Origin of the sequence: Actinoallomurus purpureus, assembly GCF_024055795.1 — a bacterium.
Taxonomy (GTDB): domain Bacteria; phylum Actinomycetota; class Actinomycetes; order Streptosporangiales; family Streptosporangiaceae; genus Actinoallomurus; species Actinoallomurus purpureus.
Genome location: NZ_JAMXMY010000003.1, coordinates 220,152 through 246,427, shown reverse-complemented (window position 1 = coordinate 246,427; position 26,276 = coordinate 220,152). Strand labels below are relative to the sequence as shown.

At 72.5% G+C, this 26,276-nt stretch carries 21 protein-coding genes; 8 read left to right on the top strand and 13 right to left on the bottom strand.

Features of this window, described 5'->3' with window-relative positions:
* Window positions 1–32: 32 nt before the first annotated feature.
* The 4 genes from NE236_RS08935 (at window position 33) to NE236_RS08920 (ending at window position 6,800) form a co-directional block, all read left to right on the top strand.
* Entirely contained in the window at window positions 33–2,897 is a 2,865-nt protein-coding gene (locus tag NE236_RS08935) for a glycoside hydrolase family 2 protein (protein ID WP_252841384.1), read from the top strand.
* A gap of 339 nt (window positions 2,898–3,236) precedes the next feature.
* The gene (locus tag NE236_RS08930) at window positions 3,237–4,439 is read left to right on the top strand and encodes a M23 family metallopeptidase (protein ID WP_252841383.1); all 1,203 of its coding nucleotides are present in this window, start codon (window positions 3,237–3,239) and stop codon (window positions 4,437–4,439) included.
* A complete protein-coding gene (locus NE236_RS08925) occupies window positions 4,426–5,328 on the top strand; it encodes a hypothetical protein (protein ID WP_252841382.1) in 903 nt (300 codons plus the stop codon). The genes NE236_RS08930 and NE236_RS08925 overlap by 14 nt, the downstream gene beginning before the upstream one ends.
* On the top strand, window positions 5,325–6,800 hold the full coding sequence (locus NE236_RS08920; protein ID WP_252841381.1) for an NADH-quinone oxidoreductase subunit NuoF family protein: 1,476 nt from the start codon (window positions 5,325–5,327) through the stop codon (window positions 6,798–6,800). The genes NE236_RS08925 and NE236_RS08920 overlap by 4 nt, the downstream gene beginning before the upstream one ends.
* Window positions 6,801–6,890: 90 nt before the next feature.
* On the opposite strand, the gene NE236_RS08915 is transcribed toward NE236_RS08920, so the two are convergent.
* Window positions 6,891–7,409, bottom strand: coding sequence for a MarR family winged helix-turn-helix transcriptional regulator (locus tag NE236_RS08915; RefSeq protein ID WP_252841380.1), 519 nt, complete (start codon window positions 7,407–7,409; stop codon window positions 6,891–6,893).
* 91 nt (window positions 7,410–7,500) lie between these two features.
* Between NE236_RS08915 and NE236_RS08910 the strand changes: the two genes are divergently transcribed.
* Entirely contained in the window at window positions 7,501–7,935 is a 435-nt protein-coding gene (locus tag NE236_RS08910) for a DoxX family protein (protein ID WP_252841379.1), read from the top strand.
* Window positions 7,936–8,066: 131 nt separating this feature from the next.
* Here NE236_RS08910 and NE236_RS08905 read toward each other — a convergent pair whose 3' ends face one another.
* Window positions 8,067–9,083 carry an ROK family protein gene (locus tag NE236_RS08905; protein ID WP_252841378.1) on the bottom strand — a complete coding sequence of 339 codons (1,017 nt, stop codon included), beginning with the start codon at window positions 9,081–9,083 and terminating at the stop codon, window positions 8,067–8,069.
* A 118-nt stretch (window positions 9,084–9,201) separates the two neighbouring features.
* Window positions 9,202–10,815, bottom strand: a complete 1,614-nt coding sequence (locus NE236_RS08900) for a DUF8823 domain-containing protein (protein WP_252841377.1) — start codon at window positions 10,813–10,815, stop codon at window positions 9,202–9,204.
* Between the two features lie 276 nt (window positions 10,816–11,091).
* On the opposite strand from NE236_RS08900, the gene NE236_RS08895 reads away from it, so the two are divergent.
* Window positions 11,092–13,911: an FHA domain-containing protein gene (locus NE236_RS08895; protein ID WP_252841376.1), complete on the top strand. Its 2,820-nt coding sequence runs from the start codon at window positions 11,092–11,094 to the stop codon at window positions 13,909–13,911.
* A 120-nt stretch (window positions 13,912–14,031) separates the two neighbouring features.
* Here NE236_RS08895 and NE236_RS08890 read toward each other — a convergent pair whose 3' ends face one another.
* Genes NE236_RS08890 through NE236_RS08880 form a run of 3 tightly spaced genes read right to left on the bottom strand, consistent with a single transcriptional unit; the run spans window position 14,032 to window position 16,768 of the window.
* A complete protein-coding gene (locus tag NE236_RS08890; protein ID WP_252841375.1) occupies window positions 14,032–15,192 on the bottom strand; it encodes an alpha/beta hydrolase in 1,161 nt (386 codons plus the stop codon).
* A complete protein-coding gene (locus NE236_RS08885) occupies window positions 15,159–16,232 on the bottom strand; it encodes an alpha/beta hydrolase (RefSeq protein WP_252841374.1) in 1,074 nt (357 codons plus the stop codon). The genes NE236_RS08890 and NE236_RS08885 overlap by 34 nt, the downstream gene beginning before the upstream one ends.
* Entirely contained in the window at window positions 16,232–16,768 is a 537-nt protein-coding gene (locus NE236_RS08880) for a hypothetical protein (protein ID WP_252841373.1), read from the bottom strand. The genes NE236_RS08885 and NE236_RS08880 overlap by 1 nt, the downstream gene beginning before the upstream one ends.
* 272 nt (window positions 16,769–17,040) lie before the next feature.
* On the opposite strand from NE236_RS08880, the gene NE236_RS08875 reads away from it, so the two are divergent.
* Complete coding sequence (locus tag NE236_RS08875) at window positions 17,041–18,546, top strand: hypothetical protein (RefSeq protein WP_252841372.1); 1,506 nt, start codon at window positions 17,041–17,043, stop codon at window positions 18,544–18,546.
* A 189-nt stretch (window positions 18,547–18,735) separates the two neighbouring features.
* Window positions 18,736–19,827: a lysylphosphatidylglycerol synthase transmembrane domain-containing protein gene (locus tag NE236_RS08870; protein ID WP_252841371.1), complete on the top strand. Its 1,092-nt coding sequence runs from the start codon at window positions 18,736–18,738 to the stop codon at window positions 19,825–19,827.
* 93 nt (window positions 19,828–19,920) lie between these two features.
* Here the strand turns inward: NE236_RS08870 and NE236_RS08865 are convergent, their stop codons facing one another.
* From NE236_RS08865 to NE236_RS08835, 7 genes are all read right to left on the bottom strand, one after another.
* Entirely contained in the window at window positions 19,921–20,319 is a 399-nt protein-coding gene (locus NE236_RS08865; RefSeq protein ID WP_252841370.1) for a hypothetical protein, read from the bottom strand.
* Complete coding sequence (locus NE236_RS08860; RefSeq protein WP_252841369.1) at window positions 20,312–20,671, bottom strand: hypothetical protein; 360 nt, start codon at window positions 20,669–20,671, stop codon at window positions 20,312–20,314. Before NE236_RS08860 ends, NE236_RS08865 begins: the two co-directional genes overlap by 8 nt.
* A 101-nt stretch (window positions 20,672–20,772) precedes the next feature.
* Window positions 20,773–21,582 carry a YceI family protein gene (locus tag NE236_RS08855; protein WP_252841368.1) on the bottom strand — a complete coding sequence of 270 codons (810 nt, stop codon included), beginning with the start codon at window positions 21,580–21,582 and terminating at the stop codon, window positions 20,773–20,775.
* Between the two features lie 14 nt (window positions 21,583–21,596).
* Window positions 21,597–22,373, bottom strand: coding sequence for an MSCRAMM family protein (locus NE236_RS08850; RefSeq protein WP_252841367.1), 777 nt, complete (start codon window positions 22,371–22,373; stop codon window positions 21,597–21,599).
* Window positions 22,370–22,855, bottom strand: coding sequence for a MarR family winged helix-turn-helix transcriptional regulator (locus tag NE236_RS08845; protein WP_252841366.1), 486 nt, complete (start codon window positions 22,853–22,855; stop codon window positions 22,370–22,372). Before NE236_RS08845 ends, NE236_RS08850 begins: the two co-directional genes overlap by 4 nt.
* 2 nt (window positions 22,856–22,857) lie before the next feature.
* Window positions 22,858–25,212, bottom strand: a complete 2,355-nt coding sequence (locus tag NE236_RS08840; protein ID WP_252841365.1) for an MFS transporter — start codon at window positions 25,210–25,212, stop codon at window positions 22,858–22,860.
* A 115-nt stretch (window positions 25,213–25,327) separates the two neighbouring features.
* Entirely contained in the window at window positions 25,328–26,227 is a 900-nt protein-coding gene (locus NE236_RS08835; protein ID WP_252841364.1) for an SDR family oxidoreductase, read from the bottom strand.
* Window positions 26,228–26,276: the final 49 nt, after the last annotated feature.

Genomic DNA, 26,276 nt, shown 5'->3' with positions numbered 1-26,276 from the left:
CGGATGCGATTCCAAGATCTCCAGGAGGCGCCGTGTCCAGGCTGAGGTCGCACCCGATCGTCCTGGCGGCATGCGCCGTGCTCGCCGTGGCCACGCCGTCCTCGGCGGCCGCCCGCCCGGCCCTCGACGGAGCCGCCCCGACGGACCGGACCGGTGCCGGTGTGGCGCCGATCGCCGCCACGCCGGTACCCGGCGCGACCTCGGCCGCGCCCTCCTCCGCCGCCGAGCTGAACTCCGGCTGGAAGATCCAGTCCTCGGCCGTCGCGGGCGGCTCCGGCGCGACGATCTCCCGGCCCGACTACGCGACGACCGGCTGGCTGCCGATCAGCAGTCCGGAGACGGTGATGGCCGGGCTGCTCGAGAATGGGCGGTACCCGAACGTCTTCTACTCCGACAACCTGGCGAAGGTCCCCGCCGACCAGTTCAGCGTGAACTGGTGGTACCGCGAGCAGCTGACCGTCCACCCGCGCCGTGACGGTCGCACCTTCCTGATCATGAACGGTGTCCTCGGCACCGCGGACCTGTGGGTCAACGGCACGAAGGTCGCCGACCGGTCGCAGCTCCAGGGCGCCTACTCGCGCCTGGAGTACGACATCACGCCGTACGTCCGGGACGGCGAGAACGCGATCGCCCTCGACATCGCCAAGAACGACCCGAAGACGTACCTGACCGACAGTCAGCTGGACTGGAACCCGCCCGCGCCGGACCGCAACACTGGCCTGCGCTTCGCGCCGCGCCTCGCCCAGGCCGGCCCGGTCTCGCTGCGCGACGTGCACGTCCTCCAGCACAACGCCGCGGACCTCGGCAGCTCCGACCTCACGGTAAAGGCCGCCCTGCGCAACGACACCGACGCGGAACAGAAGGCACGCCTGGACACGACGATCACCCGCGGCGGCACGCGCGTCGCCGTCGCGGCGGACGTCACCGTACCCGCCAGGTCGACCCGGACGGTGACGCTGACGCCGGCGGACCACCGGGCGCTCCACCTGGCACACCCCGCCGTCTGGTGGCCGTACCAGCTCGGCGCGCAGCCGCTCTACCACCTCGCCGCGAGCGCCGGCGTGGCCGGACGGGTCTCTGACCGCACCGACGAGGACTTCGGCATCCGCACCGTCACCTCGTCCCTGACTCCGGTCGCCTCGGGCACCCACGCCTCGCACGGCTCGCGGCGGGTCGTCGTCAACGGCGTCCCGCTGGTGATCCGCGGCGGCGGCTGGTCGCCGGACATGTTCATGCGCTACTCCCCGCAGAACATCCACGACCAGCTGTCGTACATCAAGAACCTCGGGCTGAACACCCTGCGGTTCGAGGGGAACCTGCCGCCCGACGACATGTTCGCCCAGATGGACCGGGAGGGCGTGCTCGTCATGCCGGGTTGGCAGTGCTGCGACCGGTGGGAGCACCCGTCCTCCAAGTGGCCGGAGGCGCTCAAGGCCAACGCCGCGAACCAGGCGAGGCACGTCGCCGAGTGGCTGCGCGACCACCCGAGCGTCCTCACCTTCTACCAGGGCAGCGACGAGGCGCCCGACGCGGCCAAGGAGGCGATCTACCTGGCGGCGTTCACAGCGGCGGACTGGCCGACGCCGCAGGTGTCCTCCGCGGAGTACAAGTCGTCGCCGAAACTCGGCCCGTCCGGTTCGAAGGAGGGCCCGTACAACTACGTCCCGCCGGGCTACTGGTGGGCGAACGGGCCGGAGACCGTGGGGAGCGACGCCACCTACACCAACGCGGGCAGCGCGTGGGCGTACGACACCGAGACCAGCGCCGGCAACACCGTGCCGACCCAGGACTCCCTCGACCGGTTCCTGACACCGGCGGACCAGCGGAAGATATGGGATCCGAGCACGGCGGGCGGCCCGGGTTCCGGCCCGGACATCTACCACGTGTATCCGAAGTACAACGACTACACGAAGACCGCCCGAATGGGGCAGTACAACACTCCGTTGTGGAACCGCTACGGGAACTGGTCGGACATGGCGTCCTACCAGAAGATCGCCCAGATGGGCGGGTACGAGGTCACGCGTGCGCAGTTCGAGGCGTACCTCGGGCATTCGAAGGACCCCGCCAATCCCAGCACCGGTGTCATCTACTGGATGGCGAACAAGGCCTGGCCGTCGCTGCACTGGAATCTGTACAACTACGACTTCGACCAGCCCGGCGTGTACTTCGGCGCCAAGAAGGCCGGCGAGCCCGTGCACGTGATGTACGACTACGCCGACGGCTCGGTCAAGGCCGCGAACCTCACCACCACCAGCCAGACCGGCCTGACCGCCACCGCGCGGTTCATCGACCTGAACGGCGCGGTACGGGCGACCGTCCGGCGGGCCGTTCCCACGCTCGCGAGCCAGGACGTACGGACCGTGCTGACGCCGAAGGTGCCGGCCGGCATCTCCCGGACGTACTTCCTGGAGCTGACGCTGACGCGTCCGGGCGTGACGGTGAGCCGTAACGTCTACTGGCTGTCGACGAAGGCGGATGACATCGACTGGTCCAAGACGATCGGCGAGGGCAGCGGAGCGGTGTTCAAGCCCGGCGGCTACGCCGACCTGACGGGGCTGCGGAGCCTGCCCGCCGCGAACGTCCAGGTGTCCGCGTCGACCCGCCGGAGCGGTGCGGAGGCGATCACGACGGTGACCGTCCGCAACGTGGGCGCCAAGCCGGTGCCCGCGGTGTTCACCCGCGCCGACGTGCGCCGGGGGACGCGCGACGGCCGTGCGCTGGGAGGCGACGACCAGGTCCTGCCGCTCCGCTGGAGCGACAACGACATCACCCTCTGGCCGGGGCAGAGCCAGACGCTGACCGCGCGCTACCGCGTCGCGGACCTGCGGGGCGCGGCCCCGGTGGTCGGCATCACCGGCTGGAACCTCGCCGGTCTGACCGTGGCCGCGCAAGGCTGACACGCTCCGCGACGTATTTCCTACTGCCCGGAAGCAGACCGGATCCGGACAATTGAACCGCTCGGTGGCGCGCGCCCAAGAGGAAAAGACCACTCTCAAGATCATCTGTCGGCCGGGTCGCGCCCCGGGCGGTTCGTTCTTTCCCTTCGCGAAATGGCCGGATACCCGGAACAGGGCTGAATCGGCCGCGCGGCGTGACGATCCCATTCCGCTCCGCGAAGAGCACCTTATCCGTGACTGTTTTTCACGTTTTCTGCGCTCTAAAAGGTCACAAAGCCCTACACTCCTCTCGCAATCCGGTTTCGATCACATCCGGTCGTCCTCTGGAGAGGTAGGTCGATGCCGAGGACCCATCGAAGGCAAGGGCTCGATCGTCTACGGCGTCAGCGGCTCACGGCGTCACTGGGTGAGAAGATCTCCGCACTGGGCGGAGTCGTCGTCATCGCGGTGGGCCTGGCCCTGGCCGCCATCGTCGAGCAGGGCGCCACGCCGCCGGCCGCGAGGCACCCGGTCGCCGAACGGCGCCCCGTGCACGCCACGCACACGCGTTCGCGCCGTCCGGTCCCGAGCCACGCCTCCCCGTCCCGGGCACCGATGAGCCCCGCCGCCCAGCTGAGCCAGAAGGTGGAGAAGGTCGTCCTCGCCGAGCGCAGCCCCGTGGCCCGGCGGGACTACGGCGTCGGCACGCTGTCCGCGCCCATCGTGCGGCTGAGCAGGATGGACCACCGGCGCACCTGGGCGTTCGGCACCGAGACGATTCCTCCGCCGCGTGGGATGACGGCGATGCCGGAGTCCTCCCTGTACCTCGCGCAGCTGACCGGGACCGGCTGGCAGGTGGGCCTGGCCGGGACGCCGCAGTTCACGACGCTCCTGGGGAAGGCGCCGGCCTCGGTCGTTCCGGACGCCGAACGGCCGGTGCTGGCGAAGTTCAGCGACGCGCCCGACACGCCGGTGGACACCGGCCTCATGCTGCCGTGGGGCATCGGGCAGTCCTGGTCCCTGCTCGCCACGGACAAGGGCGTCGCGGGCTTCGACGGCGGCGACGGGCGGGTCCTCGCCGCAGGCGACGGCCGGATCTACCGGCTGTGCTCCTCCGCCCCCGGCCACGGGCTCGTGCTCCTGATCCACCCGAACGGCCTGGCCACCGAGTACTACCAGATGACCGACGTGACGGCGGTACGGGACGGCAGCCTCGTGAAACGAGGCGACTACCTCGGCCGTACGGGCACCGAGCAGCCCTGCGGTGGCGGTGCGGCGCCGCAGCGGATGGTCGGGTTCGCGGTCGGCGACGCGAACGGCCCCACGCGGCTCGACCGCCTGCAGATCGGCGGCTGGACGCTGCGCGAGACGGCGGCGGCGACGTTCGCCGAGCGCGCCGGCGTCCGGGTCGACGCGGGCAATCCGGTGCTCAACTTCGGCGTGATGCCCACCCCTCCGGCGTCCGGGAGCCCCTCCCCCAGCGGCACGCCGAAGTCCGGCCCACCGAGCACGCGCGTCCCCGACCTCCTCCTGCCCGGTGGGAGCCCTGATGCCCGTGTCTGACCAGGTCGCCGCTTCCCGGCACGCCGCCCGGGAGCCCGGGGCGCGGCGTCGCCGGGCACGGCGCCGCCCCTCCCGAAGACCCGGGCGCGCCCGGACGGTGCTGCTGACGCTGGTGCTCCTCGCCGCAGTGCTGGTCGCCGGCCGTACCCCGCAGGGAGTGGCCCTGGTCGAGCGGCTCCGGGTGTTCCTGGAGTTCTACGTCGGCGTCTTCGCCCTCCTGGCGGCGACCGCGGCGGTCGTCGCCGGCGTGATCGCCGCCCAGCGGATCCTGCCGATCGGGTTGCGCATCCTCGCCCAGGGAGCCCACCGCTCGACCGCCGTGATGGCCGTAGGCTTCCTGGTCACGCACATCGTCCTGAAGGTCATGGAGGCGCACGCGAGCGTCCTGGACGCGTTCCTGCCCTTCACCGGCCACGGGCAGCGGGCCTTCCTGATCGGCCTGGGCACCATCGCCGGCGACCTGCTCGTCGTCGTGGTGGCCACCGGGATGCTGCGCGGCCGGTTCGTCGTCGGCCCCCGCCCGTGGCTGTGGCGAACGGTGCACGCTCTGGCGTACGTGATGTGGCCCGTGGCGATCATCCACGGCCTGACGGCGGGCCGTCCACCGAAGGCCTGGGTCACCTGGAGCTACATCGTCTGCGCCGCCCTGGTACTGATCGCGGCGACGGGCCGGCTGCCGCGCCTGGCCCGTGACCGGCGCATGCTCCGCACGCGCAAGGCCAGGGGCGACGGGCGCGTCACGGGCACCGGGACCGCGCCGCGCCGCGCTCCCACCGAGCCCCGCGACCGGGTCGGCGCCCCGCGCCGGGACACCGGCGAGCTGCCGGACGAGGAGTTCTGGGCGGCGTTGCGCGCCGAGACCGGGCCCTGGCGCGGTGACCGGAGATGATGGACTACCGGTACGTGGGGCCGCCGCGCCTCGGCCGCGGACTGCACCGCCACCAGCGGATCGACCAGACGGCCCATCGCGAGATCCACGGAGAGTTCGAGCGGCGCAGCCTGCGCGAGCTGATCGCGCTGGCGGAGAAGGTCGACCTGCGCGGCCGGGGCGGCGCGGCCTTTCCCTTCGCCCGCAAGGTCAAGGCGGTGGTCTCGGCGGCCCGCCGCCAGGACGCCCAGACCGTCGTCCTGGTCAACGCGACCGAGGGCGAGCCCGCCAGCGCCAAGGACAAGCTGCTGATGGCCCGCGCGCCGCACCTCATCCTCGACGGGGCCATGCTCGCCGCCCTGGCGCTGGGCGCCCGCGAGGTGGTCATCGGCGTGACCGACGGGGGCCGGGCCGGCCGGTCGATCCGCAGCGCCGTCGTGGAGGGCAACCTCGGCGGGTTCATCCGCGTCGTCCGGCTGCCGGAGCGTTTCGTCACCGGCGAGGGCGGCGCGCTCGTCAACGGCGTCAACGGCGCCCCCGCGCTGCCCCCGGGCCGCAAGGTGCGCGCTGCGGAACGCGGCGTGGACGGGCTGCCCACCCTGCTGTCCAACGCCGAGACGTTCGCCCAGCTGGCGCTGCTGTCCCAGCTCGGCGCGGACCTGTACGCGGCGATCGGAACCGCCGAGGAACCGGGAACCGTCCTGCTCTCCGTCTGGGGGCCCAGCGGACGGCCCGTCGTGGTCGAGGCCCCGGCCGGCACCCCGCTGTTCCAGGTGCTCGACCTGTGCCGGGCCGACGTCGGTCAGGGCGTCCTGATGGGCGGATACCACGGCGCGTGGCTCACGCCCGTCGCCGCGAACCGGGCACGGGTCTCGCGGGAGGACATCGCGCGCGCCGGCGCGAGTCTGGGGGCCGGCATCATCCTGCCGCTCGCCGCGGACGTCTGCCCGCTCGGCGAGGCCGCCCGGGTCGCCGCCTACATGGGCATGGAGTCCGCCGGGCAGTGCGGCCCCTGCCGCCTGGGGTTGCCGGCCCTCGCCCGGTCGCTGCGCGCGCTGGCGGAGGGCGACGCGGGGTCCGATGCGGTGTCGGCCGTACGGCAGGGCATGCAGGTCGTCAAGGGGCGCGGTGCGTGCCACCACCCGGACGGCACGTCGCGCTTCATCGCGTCGGCGCTCGAGGTGTTCAAGGAAGACGTCGCCACCCACCTGGCCGACGGGACCTGCGGCCGCCCGGTACGCGGGCTGCTGCCGATCGACGGCGAGGAGGCGGCCGCGGAGGAGACGGAGGACACCGGGCTGCGCCTGACGGTGGACTGGGCGCGGTGCGCCGGGCACGGCCTGTGCGGGCACCTCGTCCCCGACCTCGTGAGCCTCGACGAATTCGGCTTCCCCGTCGTCGAGAGCAAGACGGTGCCGCAGCGACTGCTCCGGCAGGCCAATCAGGCGATCGAGATGTGCCCCGCGCTGGCCCTACGGCTCAAGACGCCCTGACGCGCCGGTACGGCCGCCCGGATGCGCATCCCCCTCAGGACGCCCTGGGAGGCCGATCCGGCCGCCGGAACGCCCGCCCCGGGCTCTGGCTCAGGATTCCCTGACGGGTGCCCCGGCCGTGCCGTTTGGTTCCTGCGGGCCGACCCGGCCGCCGGTCGCGCCGAGGTGGTCCGCGAGGGTCTGGCTGACGGCGCCGAGCCACCGGACCTGCTCGGGGTCGAGTGCGTCGAACAGCGCCCCCCGGACGGCCTCGACGTGTCCCGGTGCGGCGGCGGCCAGGGCGGCGAACCCCTCGTCGGTGAGGACTGCGAGCTGTCCCCGTTTGTCGGTTGGGCAGTCCTCCCGGCGCACCCAGCCCCGCTCTTCCAGCCGCGCGATCGCGTGGGACAGCCGGCTCGCGGAGACACGGGTCCCCTCGGCGAGCACGGACATCCGCAGGACACGGCCGGGAGTCTCCGAGAGGCGCACGAGGATCTCGTAGTACGCGTGCGGCATGCCCGAATCGCGGCGGAGCTGCGCGTCGATCGCGTCGAGCAGCAACCGGTGCGCGTGCAGATACGCGCGCCAGGTGTGCTCCTCCTCGGGGTTCAGCCATCGCGTGTCGTTCATCGCGGGACAGTCTATCGGGTTGTTGAGCTTTCAAGTAGCTGCTAGGTTCCTTGAACGTTCAAGAACCCGGCAAACCAGGAGGAGTCAGCTCATGTCCCGCCGAATCCCGTCGCCGACGGTCGATGTGGCCCTGCTCGTCGCCCGTGTCGCGATCGGCGTCGTCTTCATCGCCCACGGCTGGCAGAAGCTGCACACCAACGGCCTGACCGCGACCGGGCACGCGTTCAAGGCCATGGGCGTCCCCGCTCCGACGCTCTCGGCCTACTACGCCACGTTCGTCGAACTGGGCGGAGGGATCCTCCTGATCCTCGGGCTGCTCACGCCCATCGCCGGAGCGCTGCTCTTCCTCGACATGGTCGGCGCGTTCCTCACGGTGCACGTCGACAAGGGCCTGTTCGTCGACAAGGGCGGCTACGAACTCGTCCTCACCCTCGCCGCGGTCACCCTGGCCCTCGCGGCGGTGGGCGCCGGCCGCATCAGCGTCGACGGCCTGTTCGGGCGGCGCACGCCCGCGAACGCGGCCTGACCGGCCCGCACAGCGGCGTCTCGGCCGCCTACCGCTCCCGCGCGGCGGGTACCCGCGTCACGGCGATGGGGCGACGCGGGCGGCCCCGTGAGCGGTGAACGCCCGTCGCCGCGGGAGCGGAGATGTCGCCGTTACGACGGCAGGGCGTCGCGGGCGGCGATGGCGGCGCCGCGGGCCCCCGCCATGTCGAGGTCGCGGACCAGGGAGAACTCCGCGACGCGGACCTGTTCCTCCCGCAGCACCGTGTGCTCGCGGACCTTGTCCAGGAACCACTCCCGGAATTTCGGACCGGTCTCGACCACTCCGCCGCCGACGAAATACGCGCTCGGGTCGGTGAAGTTGGCCGCGATCGTGAACAGCCGACCGAGCGCGATCGCCTGCTGCTCGAAGATCTTGAGAGCCAGCGGGTCTTCCTTCTCGCCGTACCCGCGCACGAGCTTCGCCGCCCTGGCCGGCGCCTCGTCGGCCAGCGGGTGCCCCTCGAACCGGGTCAGCCAGTACGGCAGCAGGTTGTTGGCGATCCCAGTGAGCGAGGCGACGCTCTCGGCGTCGGCGGTGAAGCTGCAGTTGCAGGCGGGCACCGGCTGGGCGTCCTCCAGCAGGCCCTCCATCGGAATGTGCACGTGCCCGAGCTCACCGGCCATCCCGGCGGCGCCCTTGACGACCTTGCCCGCCTCGATCACGCCGCCGCCCAGACCGGTGCCCACGATCGCGGAGACCGACGAGTGCCGGGACGCGTCGGCGCCGAAGTGGGAGTGGTGCGCGTAGAGGGCCGCCGCGTTGCCGTCGTTGTTGTAGACGACGGGGAGCCGCAGACGCTCCTCGAGTGCGCTGCGGATGTCGAAGCCCCACCACTCGGGCTGGGGGAAGTTGGTCGCGCCCCTACTCGAGATCACGCCGCTCGCGCTCGCCGGACCGGGGGTGTCCAGGCCGACCGCGCGCACCCGCGCCGGGTCGGTTCCGGTCACCTCGAGGATTCCGGTCAGGGCCGTGGCGAGGGCCTCGACGGCGACCTCCGGCCCTTCGAGCACCCGGCTGGGCGTCTCCACGAGACGGTCGACGAGGAAGTTCCCCGCGGCGTCCAGCAGTGTCGCGTTGTTGCTGGTCCCGCCGTTGTCCAGACCGACAAACACCCACGTCTCCGGCATTCCACATCCCCTTTCGGCCTCATGATGGTACGGCCCGCGCCGACGCGCGCGCCGGGGAGGGGCCTGTTCCGGTCGCGTGGTCGTCCAGGTGCGTCCGGCCACCCGCCGATCGGCAGGATCAGCCGTGGCAGGAGGAGCCGCGCGGGAGGCGGTACGGCGCGCCGATGCGGTAGTGGCCGGGTTCGGAGGCGTACAGGCGCGTCCAGTCACCCGCCTTCGCGATGCAGCCGGGCCGGCCGTTCAGGACCTTGAGCCAGGGCGACCAGGGGACCCGGATCAGCACCGATCCCCCGGCCGTGAGGGTGACGTCCAGCTCGTTGTCCAGCGCGCGGTCCACGGTCGCCGGCGGGTCGGCGAGCGGGACGGCGTCGGTGACGCGGTACAGCCGCCAGTGGCGGTTGTGCCACACCGGCCGCAGCCAGGGCTGGCCCGCCCGGACGATGTGCGCCTCGTCGATGGCCTGCCAGTCGGGCTGGGCGGCGGGCAGGACGACAAAGCCCACGGCCCAGCGGCGCAGCCAGGCGTGGTAGGTGTCCGGGCTCAGCGTGCCGTCGTAGAAGACGGCGTTGCGCTGCACGTCGGCCTGGCGGTTCCAGCCGCGGGCCAGGTTCACCTCCGAGGCCAGCTCGGACGCCTCCAGGTGAGTGCGCTCCGGTACGACCTCCACGCGGCCCTGGTCGGCGCGTACGCGCCGCAGCTCGCTGACCAGGCTCGCCGTGTGCCCGACGTTCGCGGCCGTGTTGACGAGGTCGAAGACCGGCCGGGCCACCTGGGAGATCACGGTGGCCGCGAACGCGACGTACAGGACGGCCATGCGCCGGTGCAGGGCCGCGGCGAGCAGCACGGTTCCGCCGAACAGCAGCGCCATCCGGTCGACGTTGCTGCCCACCTGGGACGGGATCACCCAGGTGAGAAGGGTGCCGATGGCGTACACGACCGCGCACAGGCGCACGGCCCGCCAGTCGCGGGGCGCGAACGCGACCAGCGCCGCCGACGCGACCACCGGGGCCACCACGAGATACCAGGGGAACGGCTGGACTCCCCCGAAGGGGAACAGCAGCGCGGATCCCGCCACGACGACCGGCGGGCCGGCGGCCACCGCGTAGGCGGCCGGGCGGCGCCGGTTGAGGAACAGCGCCGCGGCGACGACCTCCAGGAACAGCCCGGCGACCGGGCTGGCGAGCGTGGCCAGCAGCCCGAGGCCGATCACGGCGGCGGCGCGCAGCGTCCGCGGGCCCCGGGTCACGAACACCACGGTCACGGCGGCCAGCCCGAACAGCACGCCGAGCGCGAACGTCACGCGGCCGGACACGGCGTTGCACGACAGGGAGAACGCCGCCCACAGCGCGGGTGCCAGCGGGCGGGAGACGCCCGAGCGGACGAGCAGCAGGGCGACCAGGGCGGCCGAGACGGTCCCGGCGATCACCGCGGTCGTACGCACGCCGATCAGCGCCATGAGGTACGGCGAGAGGACGCTGTAGGACGCCGGGTGCATGCCGCCGTACCACGCGAAGTCGTAGGCGGAGCCGGGGTGGCGCAGCGCGAACCGCGTCCAGGCGTACTGCGCGGCGAGGTCTCCGCCGTCGGTCGCGGCGTACCGTGCCCAGAGCAGGTGCAGGACGGCCGCGACCACCGCCGTGACCACGACCGGATGGAAGAGCCACCGCCGGTGGGTGACCCGTCGGGTGCGTGGGGCGTCGGCCGTGCGTGCCGGCTGTAGCGTGGTGGTCATCGCCCGGCGGCACTCTCCGGAAGCGCCTGATGGGGCGCGTGAGGCTCGGGGGACATTCGGTCAATCATCGAGGATGGGCGGGCCGGGGGCAAATCAGGCGCGCCGAGGAACATCAATCTCCCCTCCGGCATTTCGGTCGTGGGGGATGCTTGCCACTTTTCCGAAACATTGCAGCGTTTGATGGCGAAGCCTTAGTGTTTACCGTCGGACCAGTGGGTGTGCGCCTCCGACGAGCCACGCGAACGGGCCTCGAGGCAGTGACGGGAAGGCGGTTTCGTGACTCAGCTTGTCGTGGAGGGCAACGGCACGTCGGTGGCTCTCGATCCACGACGCACCTACCGGGTGGGCCGGGACCCGGGATCGGAGATCGTCGTCGCCGTCGACGGCGTCTCCCGGTCGCACGCCATCCTGCGTTTCGAGGCCGGTCAGTGGGTCCTGGAGGACAACGGCAGCGCGAACGGCACGTGGGATCGCGGCCGCCGGGTCCAGCGGGTCGCCGTCGCTCCCGGCAGTGAGATTCGTCTCGGCCACCCGGACCAGGGCGTCCCCCTCGTCTTCCGGGCCGGGGAGGCCGGGCCCGCCGCGGGTACGGGACCGACCACGCCCGGTTTCTCCGCCGCCCCGTCGCAGGGCGGGGGCGTCTCGTCTCCGGGCCGCTCGCCCGCCGCTGAGCCCTCCCCCCGGCCGGCCGCGCCGTACCAGCAGGAGGCGCCCTGGCAGGGAGCCCCGCCCGCCGGCCCGTCGCAGCCCGGCGTCCCCGGGCAGTACCCGCCGCCGGAACGCGCGCCTCAGCGGCCCGCCGCGTCCGGCGGCACGGCCCCCCACGCGTACCCGCCCGCGCCGGAGGCGTACCCCGGCCAGACCCCTCCGGCGGCGGCCCCGCCCCCGGGGGCGTCCGCGCCCCCGCACCAGCAGCCGCCTCCGTACGGCGGCACCGCTCCTCAGACGCAGCCCGGATATGGCGGTGCCGCTCCGCAGCCGGGATACGGCGGCGGACCGGGGCAGCAGGCGTACCCGGCGCCGCCCGGACCCGGCGGCGCCCCCGCCTGGCAGAGCGCCCCGACGCATCACCCGGCTCAGGGCCCCCGCCCGCGGTCGCCGATCGTGCAGACGATGAGCGGCCAGTACCGCGAGCCCGCGCACGTCCGGAACCTCGGCGGCTCGCAGGTGGTGCGCATCGGCCGTGGTCCCGAGAACGACATGGTCATCGCTGACCTGCGGGTGTCGCGTCAGCACGCCGAGCTGCGCTCCGCCGGCGGGACGTACGAGATCGTCGACCTGGGCAGCCGGAGCGGCACGTACGTCAACGGGCGGCGGGTGGAGCGCGCCCCCATCGGCCCGCAGGACATCATCGGCATCGGGCCCTCGACGTTCCATCTCGTGGACGACGTCCTCATGGAGTACGTCGACGCCGGAGCGGTCCGGCTCAGCGCCCACGACCTCACCGTCACCGTCGACAAGGGCAAGGTGCTGCTCGACCACGTGACCTTCCCGCTGGGGGAGAAGTGCCTGGTCGCGGTCATCGGCCCCAGTGGCTCGGGCAAGTCGACGCTGCTGCGCGCGCTCACCGGCCTGCGCCCCGCCGACCAGGGCGTGGTCTCGTACGACGGGCGCGACCTGTACCGCGACTACGCCGAGCTGCGCTCCCGCATCGGGCTCGTGCCGCAGGACGACATCCTGCACACGCAGCTCACCGTACGCCGGGCCCTCCTCTACGCCGCCGAGCTGCGGTTCCCCGACGACACCCGGCAGAGCGAGCGCAAGGCGCGCGTGGACGAGGTGCTCAAGGAACTGGGTCTGGACCACCGCCGGGACAACAAGGTCTCGGCGCTGTCCGGCGGTCAGCGCAAGCGCGTCAGTGTCGCCCTCGAGCTGCTCACCAAGCCGTCGCTGCTGTTCCTCGACGAGCCCACCTCCGGCCTCGACCCGGGTTTGGACAAGTCGGTCATGCAGATGCTGCGCGGCCTGGCCGACGACGGTCGTACGGTCGCCGTCGTCACACACAGCGTCGCGAACCTCGACATCTGCGACCGGCTGCTCGTCATGGCGCCGGGCGGGCGGATCGCGTACTTCGGCCCGCCGAAAGAGGCGCTGCCGTTCCTCGGGTTCGGCGACTGGGCGGACGTGTTCCAGGCGTTCGACGACCCGTCCATCGACTGGGGCGGCCGCTACCTGCACTCTCAGGAGCACCAGCGGTACGTCCAGGCGGAGCTGGTCCAGCCGGTCGCACAGACCGGCCCGGTCGCCGGCAACTTCGAGCCGCCGCCCAAGCCGCAGAGCTGGCCGGAGCAGCTGAGCACGCTGATCCGCCGCTACGTGCGGAGCATCGTGGCCGACCCGATGTTCCTCGGCATCACGGTGCTGCTACCGATCATCATGGGCCTGCTGGCCCGCGCGGTGCCCACCGGCAACCTGCTGGCGCCTCCCGGCAATGACAGCCAGGCGGCGAACCTCCTGCTTATCCTGTGCATCGGCGGATGCCTCACCGGCGCCGCCAACGCGGTGCGCGAACTCGTCAAGGAACGAGCCATCTACCAGCGAGAACGTGCGGTCGGACTGTCCAGATCCGCGTATCTCGCCTCGAAACTGCTCGTGCTCGGCCTGATCACCATCGGGCAGGGCGTCGTGCTGACCCTGGTGGCCATGCTCGGCGTCAAGACGCACGACAAAGGCGTGCTCACGACTCCGTTGACCGAGCTGGTGCTCGCGATCGCCCTGCTGTCCTTCACCGCGATGACCCTCGGCCTGCTGATCTCCGCGCTGGTCAAGACCAGCGAGATGACGATGCCGCTCCTGGTGATGTCCACGCTGGTCCAGGTCGTGTTCTGCGGCGCCCTCGTACACCTCGATGGCAAGCCGGGGCTGGAGCAGATCTCCTGGCTGGTCCCTGCCCGGTGGGCGCTCGCCGCGATGGCCGGCACGCTCAACGCCGGTGAGCTGATCCCCCACCGGGGCGAGACGCCGGACCCGCTGTGGAAGCAGGACACCGGCACGTGGGCGTTCGACATGGGGATCATGGTCGTCCAGGTGGTGGTCCTGACATTCCTGGTCACGCGGATGCTCCGCCGCCAGGAGCCCGAGGTCATGCGCAAGTAGCGCGCCGCGCGCGAGAGGGGAACATCGGGCGGTTCACCCGGTGTTCCCCTCTATATTCTTGATCGGACATCGCCGGCTGCGGGGAGGGCCCGCCCAGACGGGACACGTCCGACTGGCGGATCACACGCCCAGACGGCCGCTGAGCCAGCGGAGGGCCGGGGTCAGTTCGCGGCGCCACACGCTGAAGTGGTGGCCGCCCGTCGGCAGGGTGATCGAGGACACGCGCATCGGAGCACGGACGAGCGCGATGAAGTGCCGCGTCGCCGCGTAGTCCTTCTCCCCCACCTTGCTGGTCGTGACCAGGACGTCGACCGGCGGGGCGGGCCGGTGCCGGAGGCGCCAGGCCAGGTCGTTCTCGTTCCGGTAGGCCGGGCTCCCGCCGTACAGGTCGCCCGTGGTGAAGTCGCGCAGCGCCTTGTAGTAGCCCGACAGGCAGATCGCCGCCGCGAACCGGTCCGAGTGCCGCATGGCGAGCTTGAGCGCGCAGTACCCGCCGGTGGAGTCCCCCATCGCGCTCCACCCGGTCGGCCCGGGCACGGTGCGGTACGCCGTCTGGATCGCGGCGGGCAGGTCCCGCGCGAAGAACGTCTCGGCGAGCGGGCCTCCCGGGACGTCGGTGCACTCGGTGTCCCGGGGCGGGGTCACCATGGGCCGCATCATCACGAAGATCATGGGCTTGACGCGGCGGGCGGCGATCTCGCGGGCGGCCGTCTGCGGGAGGTTCAGACGGGTGATGAGGTTCTGGGCGTTCCCGGGGTAGCCGGTGAGCGCGAGCGTCACCGGGAAGCGCCGGGTCCGGTCGCGGAAGTACTGCGGCGGCAGGTAGACGTAGGCCAGGGCGGTGATCCCCGATCGCCCCCCGTGGATCGTGACCGCCTCCAGCCGTCCGTCCTTGACGGGCAGCCGGTGCCCGTCGATGAACGCGTCCCGGGTCGGAACGAGCGGCGGGTCCTGACCGGCGGGTCCGCCCGCGCCCCGGGTGAGGTGGCGGGTGGGATTCCCCATGCCGCCTGCCGGACCTCCGGGCATGCCGAGCAGGTCGCCCCAGGATCCGTAAAAGGCGAAGTAGGCGTTGGCCACGGTGAGCAGGGCGGCCAGGAGGAGGACCTGGGGCACCAGCAACAGGCCGATCCGCGCCGGGACCCGGCCCGCCGCGCGCGGTGCGACCCAGACGACGCCGGCCAGCGCGACCGCGGCGAGGAGACAGGTGAGCAGGATGAAGGGGGTGCCGGTGAGGCCCATCGGCGTCAGTTCTCCGTGCTCAGGCGGCCGCTGAGCCATCGCAGTACGGCAGGAAGGTCCCGCTGCCAGGTCGGGAGCGTGCCGCCACCGGCGACGGTGAGGGAGTCGGCACGGGTCGGCGGCTGGGCCAGCGCGGTCAGTTGCCGCGCCGGTTCGGTGTCACCGCCGGCGGTGACGACGAGGAGGTGGGCCGGGGGCGGCGGGCGGTGCCGCAGCCTCCACAGCAGGTCGTTCTCGTCGCGGACCGCCGTGCTGCGCCCGTACAGGTCGCCGGCCGGGGCGCCGTAGTCCGCCGCGGCACAGGCCGCCGCCGCGAACCGGTCGCCGGACTCCAGCGCGAGCTTGGCCGCGCAGTAGCCGCCGTCCGCGTCGCCGATCACTCCCCATCCGGGCCCGTCCCGGGCCACGCGGTAGGACGCCGCGACCGCCATCGGCACGTCCTCGGCGAAGAACGTGTCGGCCTGCCGCCCGCCGGGCGCGTCGACGCAGGAGCCCACCGGGCTCATGAGGACGTACACCGTCGGCTGCACGGCACCCCCGGCGATCTGACCGGCCGCGACGGACGGCAGGCGCAACCTGGTGAGCGCGGCGCGCACGTCCGCCGTCATGACCAGCACGACGGGCAGGCGCCGATGCCGGTAGGCGTGCTCGGAGTACTGCGGAGGCAGGTACACGTAGCCCGCGGAGGTGATGCCGGAGCGGGGGCCGTGGACGACGACCGCGTCCAGGCGTCCCTCCTTCGGGGGCAGGGCCCGCGACAACGCGTCGGAGCTGGGGCGCAGGGACGGCAGCGACCCCGCGGCGGGCGGCGTCGACGCCGATCCGCCGACGATCCGGACCCGGCTCTTGTCCGTGCCGAGCATGTCGGCCCACGACCCGAAGAAGCCGAACGAGGAGTTCACCGCAACGAGCACCGCGAAGACCGCGACGAACTGGGTGCCCACCACGAGGCCCGCCCGCGCCGCCACCCGGCGCGGCCCGCCTCCCCCCACGCGGGGCAGCAGGACGACGCAGGCCACGAACGCGGCCACCCCCAGGACGCCGAGCAGGACGACGAACGGGCCATCGGTCAGGCCCATCAAGAGGCCTTCCCCGGCCCGGCGATCGGACGCAGCCGCGTCCGGCGGGCGCGCACGACGAGACGCCGCACCGGTCCTTCGAACAGGACGAATCCGATCAGTGTCACCGTCACTCCCACGACCGCGCCCCCGGCGAGGTCCTCCAGCGGGGCGCCTCCGACGGCGAAGGTCAGCGCCATGACGCCCGCGGCGCCGATCGCCAGCAGTACCAGCCACCGGCTCACGAGCACCAGGCCGGCCGCGGTGGCCGCGGCGACCGCCATGTGGTCGCTCGGCGCCGGAAGCTCGGCGATGTGGCCCGCCGTGCCCATCGGCAGCCGTACGGTCGGCATCTGCTCGATCGGCTGGTTGACCAGAACGGCGGCGATGACACCGAACGGCGCCCATGCCGCCGCGGCCATGACGGCGGCGCGCCGGTGACGGGCGGTCCACCATCCGGCCGCGAGCAGGCCGGCGAACATGATGGGGCCGAAGGCCGCCCAGCCGACCAGCGCCAGGTGCGACCAGTGGCCGCCGACCAGATGAGCATTGAGCATGTGTTCTTGTTTCCGCGGGTGCACGGATCCCCTCGTACGCGAAATCGCTGCCGCCAGCGTAGGAACCCCCGGGTCAGCACCGGATCAACGCATGGTTAGCGCCGCGCTCACCTTTCCCCGGGGCGACACTGAGATGACGCTGAGGCAGCGTACAGGCGATCAAGAGGCCGCGCGGAGAAAGCGTCCGGGCGATCCGGGACGCCGGAACAGGTCGCCGCGTCCTCGGCGCGGTGCGCGGGTCTCGCGTGACCTCCCTCTCTACCCTGACCAGGGTGAACGAGTCCTGGAGGACGACGACGCCGGCCGCCCGCGCCGGCGTGCCGTTGCTGGTCGTCGCCGTCGTGTACGGCGTCGCGCAGCTCGTCGGCGCGACCGCGCACATGCGGCTCGGCTGGGACGAGACCGTCTACATCAGCCAGGTGAGCCCGCGGGTCCCCGCCGCGTTCTTCAGCGCCCCGCGCGCCCGGGGGATCACCCTGCCGGCCGCGCCGATCGTGGCGGCGACGCCGTCGCTGACGGCGCTGCGGTGGTACATGACCGTGCTGTCGTCCCTCGGACTGGTCGTCGCGTACTGGCCGTGGGCCCGTCTCCTCCGCCCGGTCACGGCCGGGCTCGCCGCGTTGCTCCTCGCCAGCCTGTGGATGGTGCGGTTCTACGGCAATGAGGTCATGCCCAACCTGTACGTGGCGTACGGAGCGGTCGCGGCGGCCGGCTGGTTCGCGCACGCGGCGAACTCCGGACCGGACACGCCACATCGGGCACTCGGCATCCCCCCGCGACGGGCGTGCGCGTGGCTCGGGGTCGCCGTGGCGTGCACCGCTCTGCTGCGCCCGGGCGACGCCGTGTGGCTCGTGCTCCCGTTGACGGGGGCGGCCGTCATCGTCGGCCGGAACCGGCTCGGTCTCCTCGCCGCGATGGCCCTGGGCCTGACCGCCGGCCTCCTGCCGTGGGCGGCGGAGGCCTACGCGAGGTTCGGCGACCCGCTGCGGCGGCTGCGGGACTCCAGCAGAGTCGAGGGCGGCCTGGGCTGGCATCCCGAGGGCGTCGCGATGAACCTGCGCGCCCTGAACGACTCCATCCTGTGCCGGCCCTGTGGCACCGCGATCTCGCACGTCCCGACGCTCGCGCTCTGGTGGCCGGCGCTCCCCCCGCTCGTCGTGGCAGGGCTGGTCCTGGCCGCCCGGCGGGGACGGCTGCGCCTGCTCGTACCGCCCGCCGCCTGCGGGGCCGTGCTGGCGGCGGCGTACCTGTTGTTCGTGGGCTACGCCGCGCCGCGCTTCCTCATCCCCGCCTACGCGCTGCTGGCCCTGCCGGTCGCCGAGCTCGCCACCGGACTGGTGGTCCTGGCGCGGGGACGATGGCGCGTCGTGGCCGCCGGAGGCGTGGCGGCCGCACTGGTCGTCCTCGCCGCCGGTCAGCAGATCGTGCTCACGCGCAGGAGCGCGGTCGAGGACCGGTCCCGCCGTGACTATTCCTGGCTCGCCGCCGGCCTGCGCGACCTCGGCCTGCGCCCGCCGTGCACGCTCTCCGGGGACCGGGCGCAGCCGCTGGCCTTCTACGCGGGCTGCCGGTCCGTCGAGGTCACCGGGAACAACGCCGCCACCAGCGTCGCCGGGCTCCTGCTAGCCGCCCGGACCACGCGCTTCGCCGACCTGCGGCGGACCGGTGCCCGGCCGCGCTACGCGCGCGGCTGGCGCCGGTACGTCCTCATCACCCCGGCCCAGTGGCGATGGCGCGTCTACGTCCCGCCGGGCACGGTGTACGCCCCACACGGGTGACGCCCCGGGCTCCACGGAAGGCATGATCACGCACAGCAGCCTCGTTGTACCATTCAGCCAGTGAGATGCCCGGCGGCCCCTGGTCGGCGACGGCACCGTCCGCCGGCGGACCTGGAGGAACCCCATCACGTCAGCCGCCCCTCATCCCGTGTTTCACCAATGCTCCATCCGGCGGGGAAGGTTGAGGCCATGAGCCGACGCATCTTCACCCGCCGACGGATGCCCGACCCTCTCATCGAGCGGCTCGACGGGTCGGTCGTGGCGCGGTTCCCGGCACGGAGCTGGATGGTCGCGGGACTCCTCACCGCCGCCCTGTGCGGGGTCGTCGCCGGCGCGCGCCTGGCCGACGTCGACGTCGACGACGCCGACGTCCGGCAATGGGCCGAGGCGCTGTCCTCCGGGGCGAGCCGGATCCAGTGGGGGTACCTGCCGCTGATCGCCGCCCTGACGACGGTGCACTACCTCGCGTCGGCACTCGGCGTGCGCGCCGCCGCCGACGGCGTGTCCGGCCGGCGGCTCCGCCTGTGGGAGGTGACGTCGGCGCAGTTCGCGGGGGCGGCCGCGAACCGGCTGGCGCCCAGCGGACTCGGCTCCGCCGCCGTCACCTGCCGGTACCTCTCCCGGCGCGGCCTGCCGATGTGCGAGGCGACCGCGGCGATGGCCGCGGCCGGCCTGGTGCGCGGCGTGACGAAGCTCGGTCTCGTCGCCCTGGCCGTCGGTGTGTGGAACGGCCTGGGCGACCCGTCGGCGCCCGCGATCCGCCTCGACCGGCTCGTCGCCCGCCACTCCGGACTCATCGTCCCGATCCTCATCTCGGTCGCCGGCGTGGCGGTCCTGCTCGGCCTCGTCGTGTTCTGCTGGCCGGGCGGCCGGGGACGCGCCTGGACGCGGACCACCGTGACCGGGGTCGGCAGGTCGCTGCGGCACCTCCTTCGCCGCCCGCGCTGCCTGCTGACGACGCTCGTCGCGTCGACCGGCGCGCACGTCGCGCTGGCCCTGGCGTTCGCGGTGAGCCTGCTCGCCGTTCCCGGGACGGACGGCAGTGCCTTCGGCGTGCTCCTGGCCGTCTACCTGGTCGGCGCGACGGCCGGTGCCGCGATCCCGACGCCGGCCGGTGTCGGGTCGACCGAGGCGGCCCTGATCACCGCGCTGACGGCTGCCCACGTCCCGACCGGCCAGGCGGCCGAAGGGGTCCTGCTCTTCCGGGCCATGACCTTCTGGGCCCCTGTCCCGGTGGGCATCATCAGCACCCGGCGCCTTCGCCGCACGCACGGGCTGTGACCGCCGCCGGTCAGGTCAGAGCGTACCGGCCGGCGAAGACGGCCAGGCGTACGCGGCAGCCGGTCTTCGTCATGCCCGCCCAGCGCAGCGAGCTCAGCGCGGTGCGGTGCGGCGCAGCCAGAGCAGCCCGAGCACCGGGAGCACGAGGGGCACGAAGCCGTACCCGCTGCCGTAGCCGGACCACACGGTCGCGTCGGGGAAGGCGGCCTTGTCCGTGAGACTGTAGGTGCCGACCGCGAGCACGCCGATCAGCTCGATCGTGCAGGAGGCGACGGCGAGGCGATACGACGTACGGCCGGAGCGGGCCAGTGTCACGGTGGCCAGCACGTACACGACGGCGGCGAAGGCCGACAGCACGTAGGCGACCGGCGCCTCGTGGAACCGTGTGGCGATCTGCACGCCGGCCCGCGACCCGGCGGCGAGGGCGAACACCCCGTAGACGGCGACCAGCACCCGCCCAGGGCCGGAGCGCCGCGCGGCCTCCTCAGCCATGCCACACCTGCTGCATGCGGACGATCAGCACGGCGGTCACCAGGAACCCCGCGGCCACGACGACCGGGCCCCAGCGGCTGCGCTCGCCCAGTCCCCACAAGGCGGCGATGGGCAGGATCACCAGCGACCCGGCGAGGTAGCCGATGAAGATCGCCATCCCGCCGACCGGGCGGGCACCGCCCGCCAGCCGTACGACGGCCCAGACGACCTGCACCAGGAGACCTGCCTCACCCACGGCGGCGGCACCCAGCAGGAGCACGCCGACCCGACGGTTCAGGGCGGCCGCCACGAGGGCGAGACCGGCGAGCGCCAGCACGCCGATGATCAGTGACACCGCTAGGGCGTGGACCACACGTCAGCCTTCCTCATCCGGGTTCGCCTTCGGACGAAGACGGTACTACGCCATGTAGTACTCCCGATCGGCACCCCGCAACAGGCGCGTCGGCGATGCCGTCAGCGGCGGACGATCTCGATGTCGAGCTCGACCTGCAGGGTGCCGCCGACGATGCCGATCCCGACCCGGACCGCCTGGTTCCAGTCGACCGCGAACTCGTCACGGTTCAGCTCGGTGACCGCGTGGAAGCCGCAGCGCACGCCGCCAAACTGGTCCGGGCCCGTCCCGAGGTACGTGGTGTCGAGCGTGACGGGGCGGGTGACGCCACGGATGGTGAGCTCGCCGTCCATCGCCCACTGGTCGTCGGCCAGCGGCCGCAGCCCCTTGCTGCGGAAGACGATCTCGGGGAAGGCCTCGACGTACAGGAAGTCCGCGCTGCGCAGGTGCGTGTCGCGGTCGGCGTTGCCGGTGTCGACGCTGGCGGCCCGCAGGGCGACCTCCACGGTGGAGTTCTCCACCGGATCGGTGACGACGACCTCGCCGCCGAACTCGGCGATCCGCCCGCGCACACTCGCGAGCCCGAGGTGGCGGGCCCGTATCTGGACGGACGAGTGGACCGGGTCGATGTCCCAGACGCCCGGGTCGGGGAGCAGGCGCCCGCCGGTCCCGGCGATCTCGATCGCGCCCAGGTCGAGCCCGCCGGGGCCGACCACCGCGGTCCGGGCCACCGGCTGGTGGCCCGCGGCGGAGACGATGAGGATGTAGACGCCGGGGGGCACGCCCTCGATGACGGCGCGGCCGGTCGTGTCGACGGTGGTCCGGGCCGCCTGCCGTCCGGTGTCGTCGGTGAGGGTGATGATCGCGTGCTCGACCGGCCAGCCCCCAGGGGCGACGATCCGGAGCGTGACAGCGGTGTTCGGGGAACTCACGAGTGGTGAACCTTTCAGGCGGTCAGCGTGACGTCGGCCTCGACGGCCCGGCCGCCGGTGATCTGGACGGGTACGGCGGCCGGACCGTGGCCGGCGGCGACGAGCGTGTAGGTCGTCGGCTCGAGGTCGCCGAAGGAGAACGCACCGTCCACGCCGCTCACGGTCGTCCCGACGATGCTCCCGGTCTGGTCCATGAGGGTGATCCGCGCGCCGTCGTACGGCCGGCCGGCGAGCCACGCCTCGCCGTTCAGCCCGCCCCTCGCCCGTAGTTCCAGGTCCTGGCGGGTCTGTGTGCCCTGCCGGACCGTCACCGCGGCGGCCACCGGCCGTTGTCCGGGGGCCGAGGCGACCAGGGTGTAGCCGCCCTCGGGCAGGCTGATGAAGGAGAAACCACCGCCATCGGTACTGCGTGCCGTCGCGATGACGTCTCCCTGGACGTCGGTGACGGTGATCGCGGCGTCGGCGACGGGCTCGCGGGTGCCGGAGATCCGGACGATGCCGATCAGCCCCCCGACGCCGGCGATGGTCATGTCATGGCGGACGGTCCCCCCTCCCACCGCCACCAGCGAGGCGATCGGCTCGTGGCCGGGCGCCGAGGCGATCATCAGATAGGTGCCGCCATTGTTCACCGTGAGGCGGTATTCCCCGTCCATCCCGGTGTACGCGGAGCCGATCTTGTGGCCGGCCATGTCTGCCAGTGTGACCACCGCGTCGGCCACCGGCGGGCCCTCGTTCCGCCGCACCGTGCCGAAGACGGTGAGCGTCTCGCTGAGCGCCGTGTTCTCAGTCATCGGTCCAATCCTTCGTTGTGCGGCCGTTCGGGGGCGGCGGCCAGTGCTTCGAGGGCCGGCAGGGCGGCGGTGAGGCCGGCCCGCTGGTCCGCCGGCAGCCGCCGGATCCGATCGGCCAGGAACCCTGTGTTGCGCCGCCCGAGGTCGTCCAGCAGCTCGTCCCCGGCGTCGCTCAGGACGAGCCGGCAGACCCGGCGATCCCGGGGGTCGGGCCGCCGGTCGATCAGTTGGAGTCTCTCCAGCGCGTCGACGATGTGGGAGACCGTCGGGGTGCTGACCGCCATCCGCCGGGCCAGTTCCCCGACGGGGAGCGGCTCACCGGCGGCGATCGTCGTCAGCGCCGACAGACGGCTCGGGGTGAGGTGGTCCGGCCAGTCCTTGCGCAGCCGGCGGCCGAGTTCGACGAGCGCCATCCGGAGCCGCCCGGCCATCGCGGCGGAGTCCTCGGCGGCGTCCGCCCGTTCCGTCCTTGCGGTGTCCATGGTCAGTCGCCCAGTGACACGCGGACGATGAGCGACGGGCCGGGCGGAACCTGGACGGCCAGCGTCACGGGACGGTGGCCGGCCGCGACCAGCGTGTAGGTCCCGTCCACGAGACCGGTGATCCGGTAGGCCCCGCGCTGGTCGGTGACGGTGGTCGCCACCACCTCGCCGTTCTCGTCGGTGACGGTGGTGGTGATGCCGCCGACCGGGATCCCCTGCGGGGACCGCACCACGCCGTACATCTCACCGGTCGCGGGGACCGTGTCGGGGACGAGCGGGAAGTCCCGTACGACCGACGCATCGCCCACCAGGACGGTCGCGGCCTGCGGGATGCGACCGGGGGCGGTCACGATGATGAGGTGGTCGCCGCCGGTGACCGCGATGGCGTACCGGCCGTCCGGCCCGGTGGTGGCCCGGCCGAGCTGGTGCCCGTCGGGCCCGGTGACCGTGACGGCGGCGCCGGGCACGGCCGCGCCGGTCCCGTCGTGGATGAATCCCGCGATGACCGGACCGGACCGGCCGTTCGACGCGGCCCGCCGGGCGGCCGCCGGAGCGTGGACCGTCACCGGTGTCATGTGGGGGACCGTGGGCTCGCTGAGCCCCATTCCGGCCTCGCCGGTCGCCCCGGCCAGCTCCGAGCCGAGCGACTCGTGCTCGGCGGCCTGCCGGCCGGACTTCTTCCGCACGGTCAGCAGCGACGCGATCGCGGCGACGACGCAGGCGGCGATGGCGAACCAGAACGCGATCGTCAGGCCGTCGTGGAACGGCTGGGTGATCAGGTGCGGGAAGAACCCGCGCCCGGTCAGGTAGGAGGCCTGCTCGGCGGGCAGCCGGTGCAGCTCGGGACCGAGCAGCTGCCGCATCGGGTTGTACCCGAGGAAGGCCGCGAACAGCACGGCGATCGGCGGCAGGTGTGAGATCGACTGAGCCGCCTGGTCCGGCACGCCCTGGGCGGTCAGGCCGCTCTGCAGCGCCGAAGGCAGGCTGTGTGACAGGCCCGCCACCATGAGGCTGAAGAAGATGCCGATGGAGAGCACCATCGCCGCGTTCTGGAAGGTCGCGGTCATGCCCGCGCCGACGCCCCGCTGGTCGGCCGGGACCGAGTTCATGATCTCGGCGCGGTTCGGCGAGGCGAACATGCCCGAGCCGATGCCGTTGACGACCAGCAGCACGGCGAACACCCAATAGGAGAAGTTCACCGGGATCATGAGCAGCAGCAGGAAGCTCAGCGCCGTGATGAGCGCGCCTCCCACCGTGAACAGCCGGACGCCGATGCGGTCCGACAGCAGGCCGGACAGCGGCGCGGACACGAGGAAGCCGACGGTCAGCGGGATCATGTAGATGCCCGCCCACAGCGGCGTGTCCTCGAAGCTGTAGCCGTGCTGGGGCAGCCAGATGCCCTGCAGCCAGATGATCAGCATGAACTGCAGGCCGCCGCGGCCGAGCGCGGTCAGCAGGCTCGCCAGATTGCCCGCCGTGAACGTGCGGTTCCGGAAGAGCGAGAGGTTGAACAGCGGCTCGGCGATCTTCGTCTCGACGTAGAGGAAGACGCACAGAACGAGCGCGCCGCCGATCAGCGCAGTGAGCACCCACGGGTTGGTCCATCCCATGGTGTGATCTTTGTACGGTTGGATGCCGTATGTGATGCCAACGAGAACAGAAACCAGCCCGATCGCGAAAGTCAGGTTGCCCCACCAGTCGATCCGGGCCTTCTTGCGCACCCCGGTGTCGTGCAGCTTGATGTAGGCCCAGAAGGTGCCGAAGACGCCGACCGGCACCGACACCAGGAACACGTAGTGCCAGTTCACCGGGCCCAGGACGCCGCCCAGGATCAGGCCGATGAACGAGCCCGCGATGGCCGCGATCGCGTTGATGCCCAGGGCCATGCCCCGCTTGGTCGCGGGGAAGGCGTCGGTGATGATGGCGGTCGAGTTGGCGAACAGCAGCGCGCCGCCGATGCCCTGGACGATCCGCCAGCCGATGAGCCACAGCGCCGCGGACGACCCGTGCATCCAGCTGACCGACAGCAGGATCGAACACACGGTGAAGACGGCGAAGCCGAGGTTGTACATCCGGACCCGGCCGTACATGTCGCCGAGCCGGCCGAAGGACACCACCAGCACCGCGGTGACGACCATGAAGCCCATCATCATCCACAGCAGGTAGCTGGTGTTGCCGGCGTCGAGAGGGTTGAGGCCGATGCCGTCGAAGATGTTCGGCAGCGCGATGAGCACGATCGACTGGTTGATCATGACCATCAGCACACCGAGCGTCGTGTTCGACAGCGCGATCCACTTGTACCCGGGTCCGAGAGCCCGGTGCTCTGGCCGTCCGGTCGCGTGGGCGCCCGTTGTCATGGGGGATGCGCTCCTGTGGCTTGTCAGCACAAATGTTGCTTAATGCTAACTAACTGTAGAACAGCGCGATCCGCCCTAGAGCCCTACCGACTGTGAAAAAACCCTCACTCCTGGCTCAAGCGCCGTACACCGGCTCCGGCGGCGCGGCGTCGGCCAGCAGCTCACGGACCACGGGTCCCAGCTCGGCCGGATCCCACCGCGCCCCCTTGTCGGTGGCGGGGCCGTGCCGGAAGCCCTCCATCACGCAGACGCGGCCGCCCTCGACCTCGAACACCCGGCCGGTCATGTCACAGTCGGCCGACCCGAGCCACACGACGAGCGGCGAGACGTTCTCCGGCACCATCGCGTCGAAGCCGCCGGCCTCCGGCGCGGCCATGGTCGCGGCGAACACCTGCTCGGTCATGCGGGTACGGGCCGCCGGCGCGATCGCGTTGACCCGCACGCCGTAGCGCCCCAGCTCGGCGGCCGCCACCAGGGCCAACCCGACGATTCCCGCCTTCGCGGCCGCGTAGTTCCCCTGGCCGACGCTGCCGAGCAGCCCCGCCCCCGAGGAGGTCATGACGACCCGGCCGGTCGCCGGACGGCCCGCCTTCACCTCGGCCCGCCAGTGCAGGCCCGCGTGCTTCAGCGGCAGGAAGTGCCCTTTGAGGTGCACGCGCGTGACGGCGTCCCACTCCTCCTCCGACAGGTTGACGAGCATGCGGTCCCGCAGGAACCCGGCGTTGCAGACGAGGGTGTCCAGTCGGCCGAACGCGTCGAGGGCGCTCCGCACCAGCGCCTCGGCGCCGTCGGAGGTGGCGACGTCGTACGGCGCGGCCACCGCCTCCCCGCCCATCGCCCGGATCTCCGCCACGACCTCTGCGGCCGGGTCCGACGAGCCGCCCGATCCGTCCAGGCCCACGCCGATGTCGTTGACCACGACGGTCGCCCCCTGCCGGGCGAACTCCAGGGCGTGGGCGCGGCCGAGTCCGCGCCCGGCGCCCGTCACGATGACGACACGGCCCTTACAGATCATCTGGTCTCCCAGCTCATCGGCTTTCCCAGCTCATCGACCGGCCACCCGA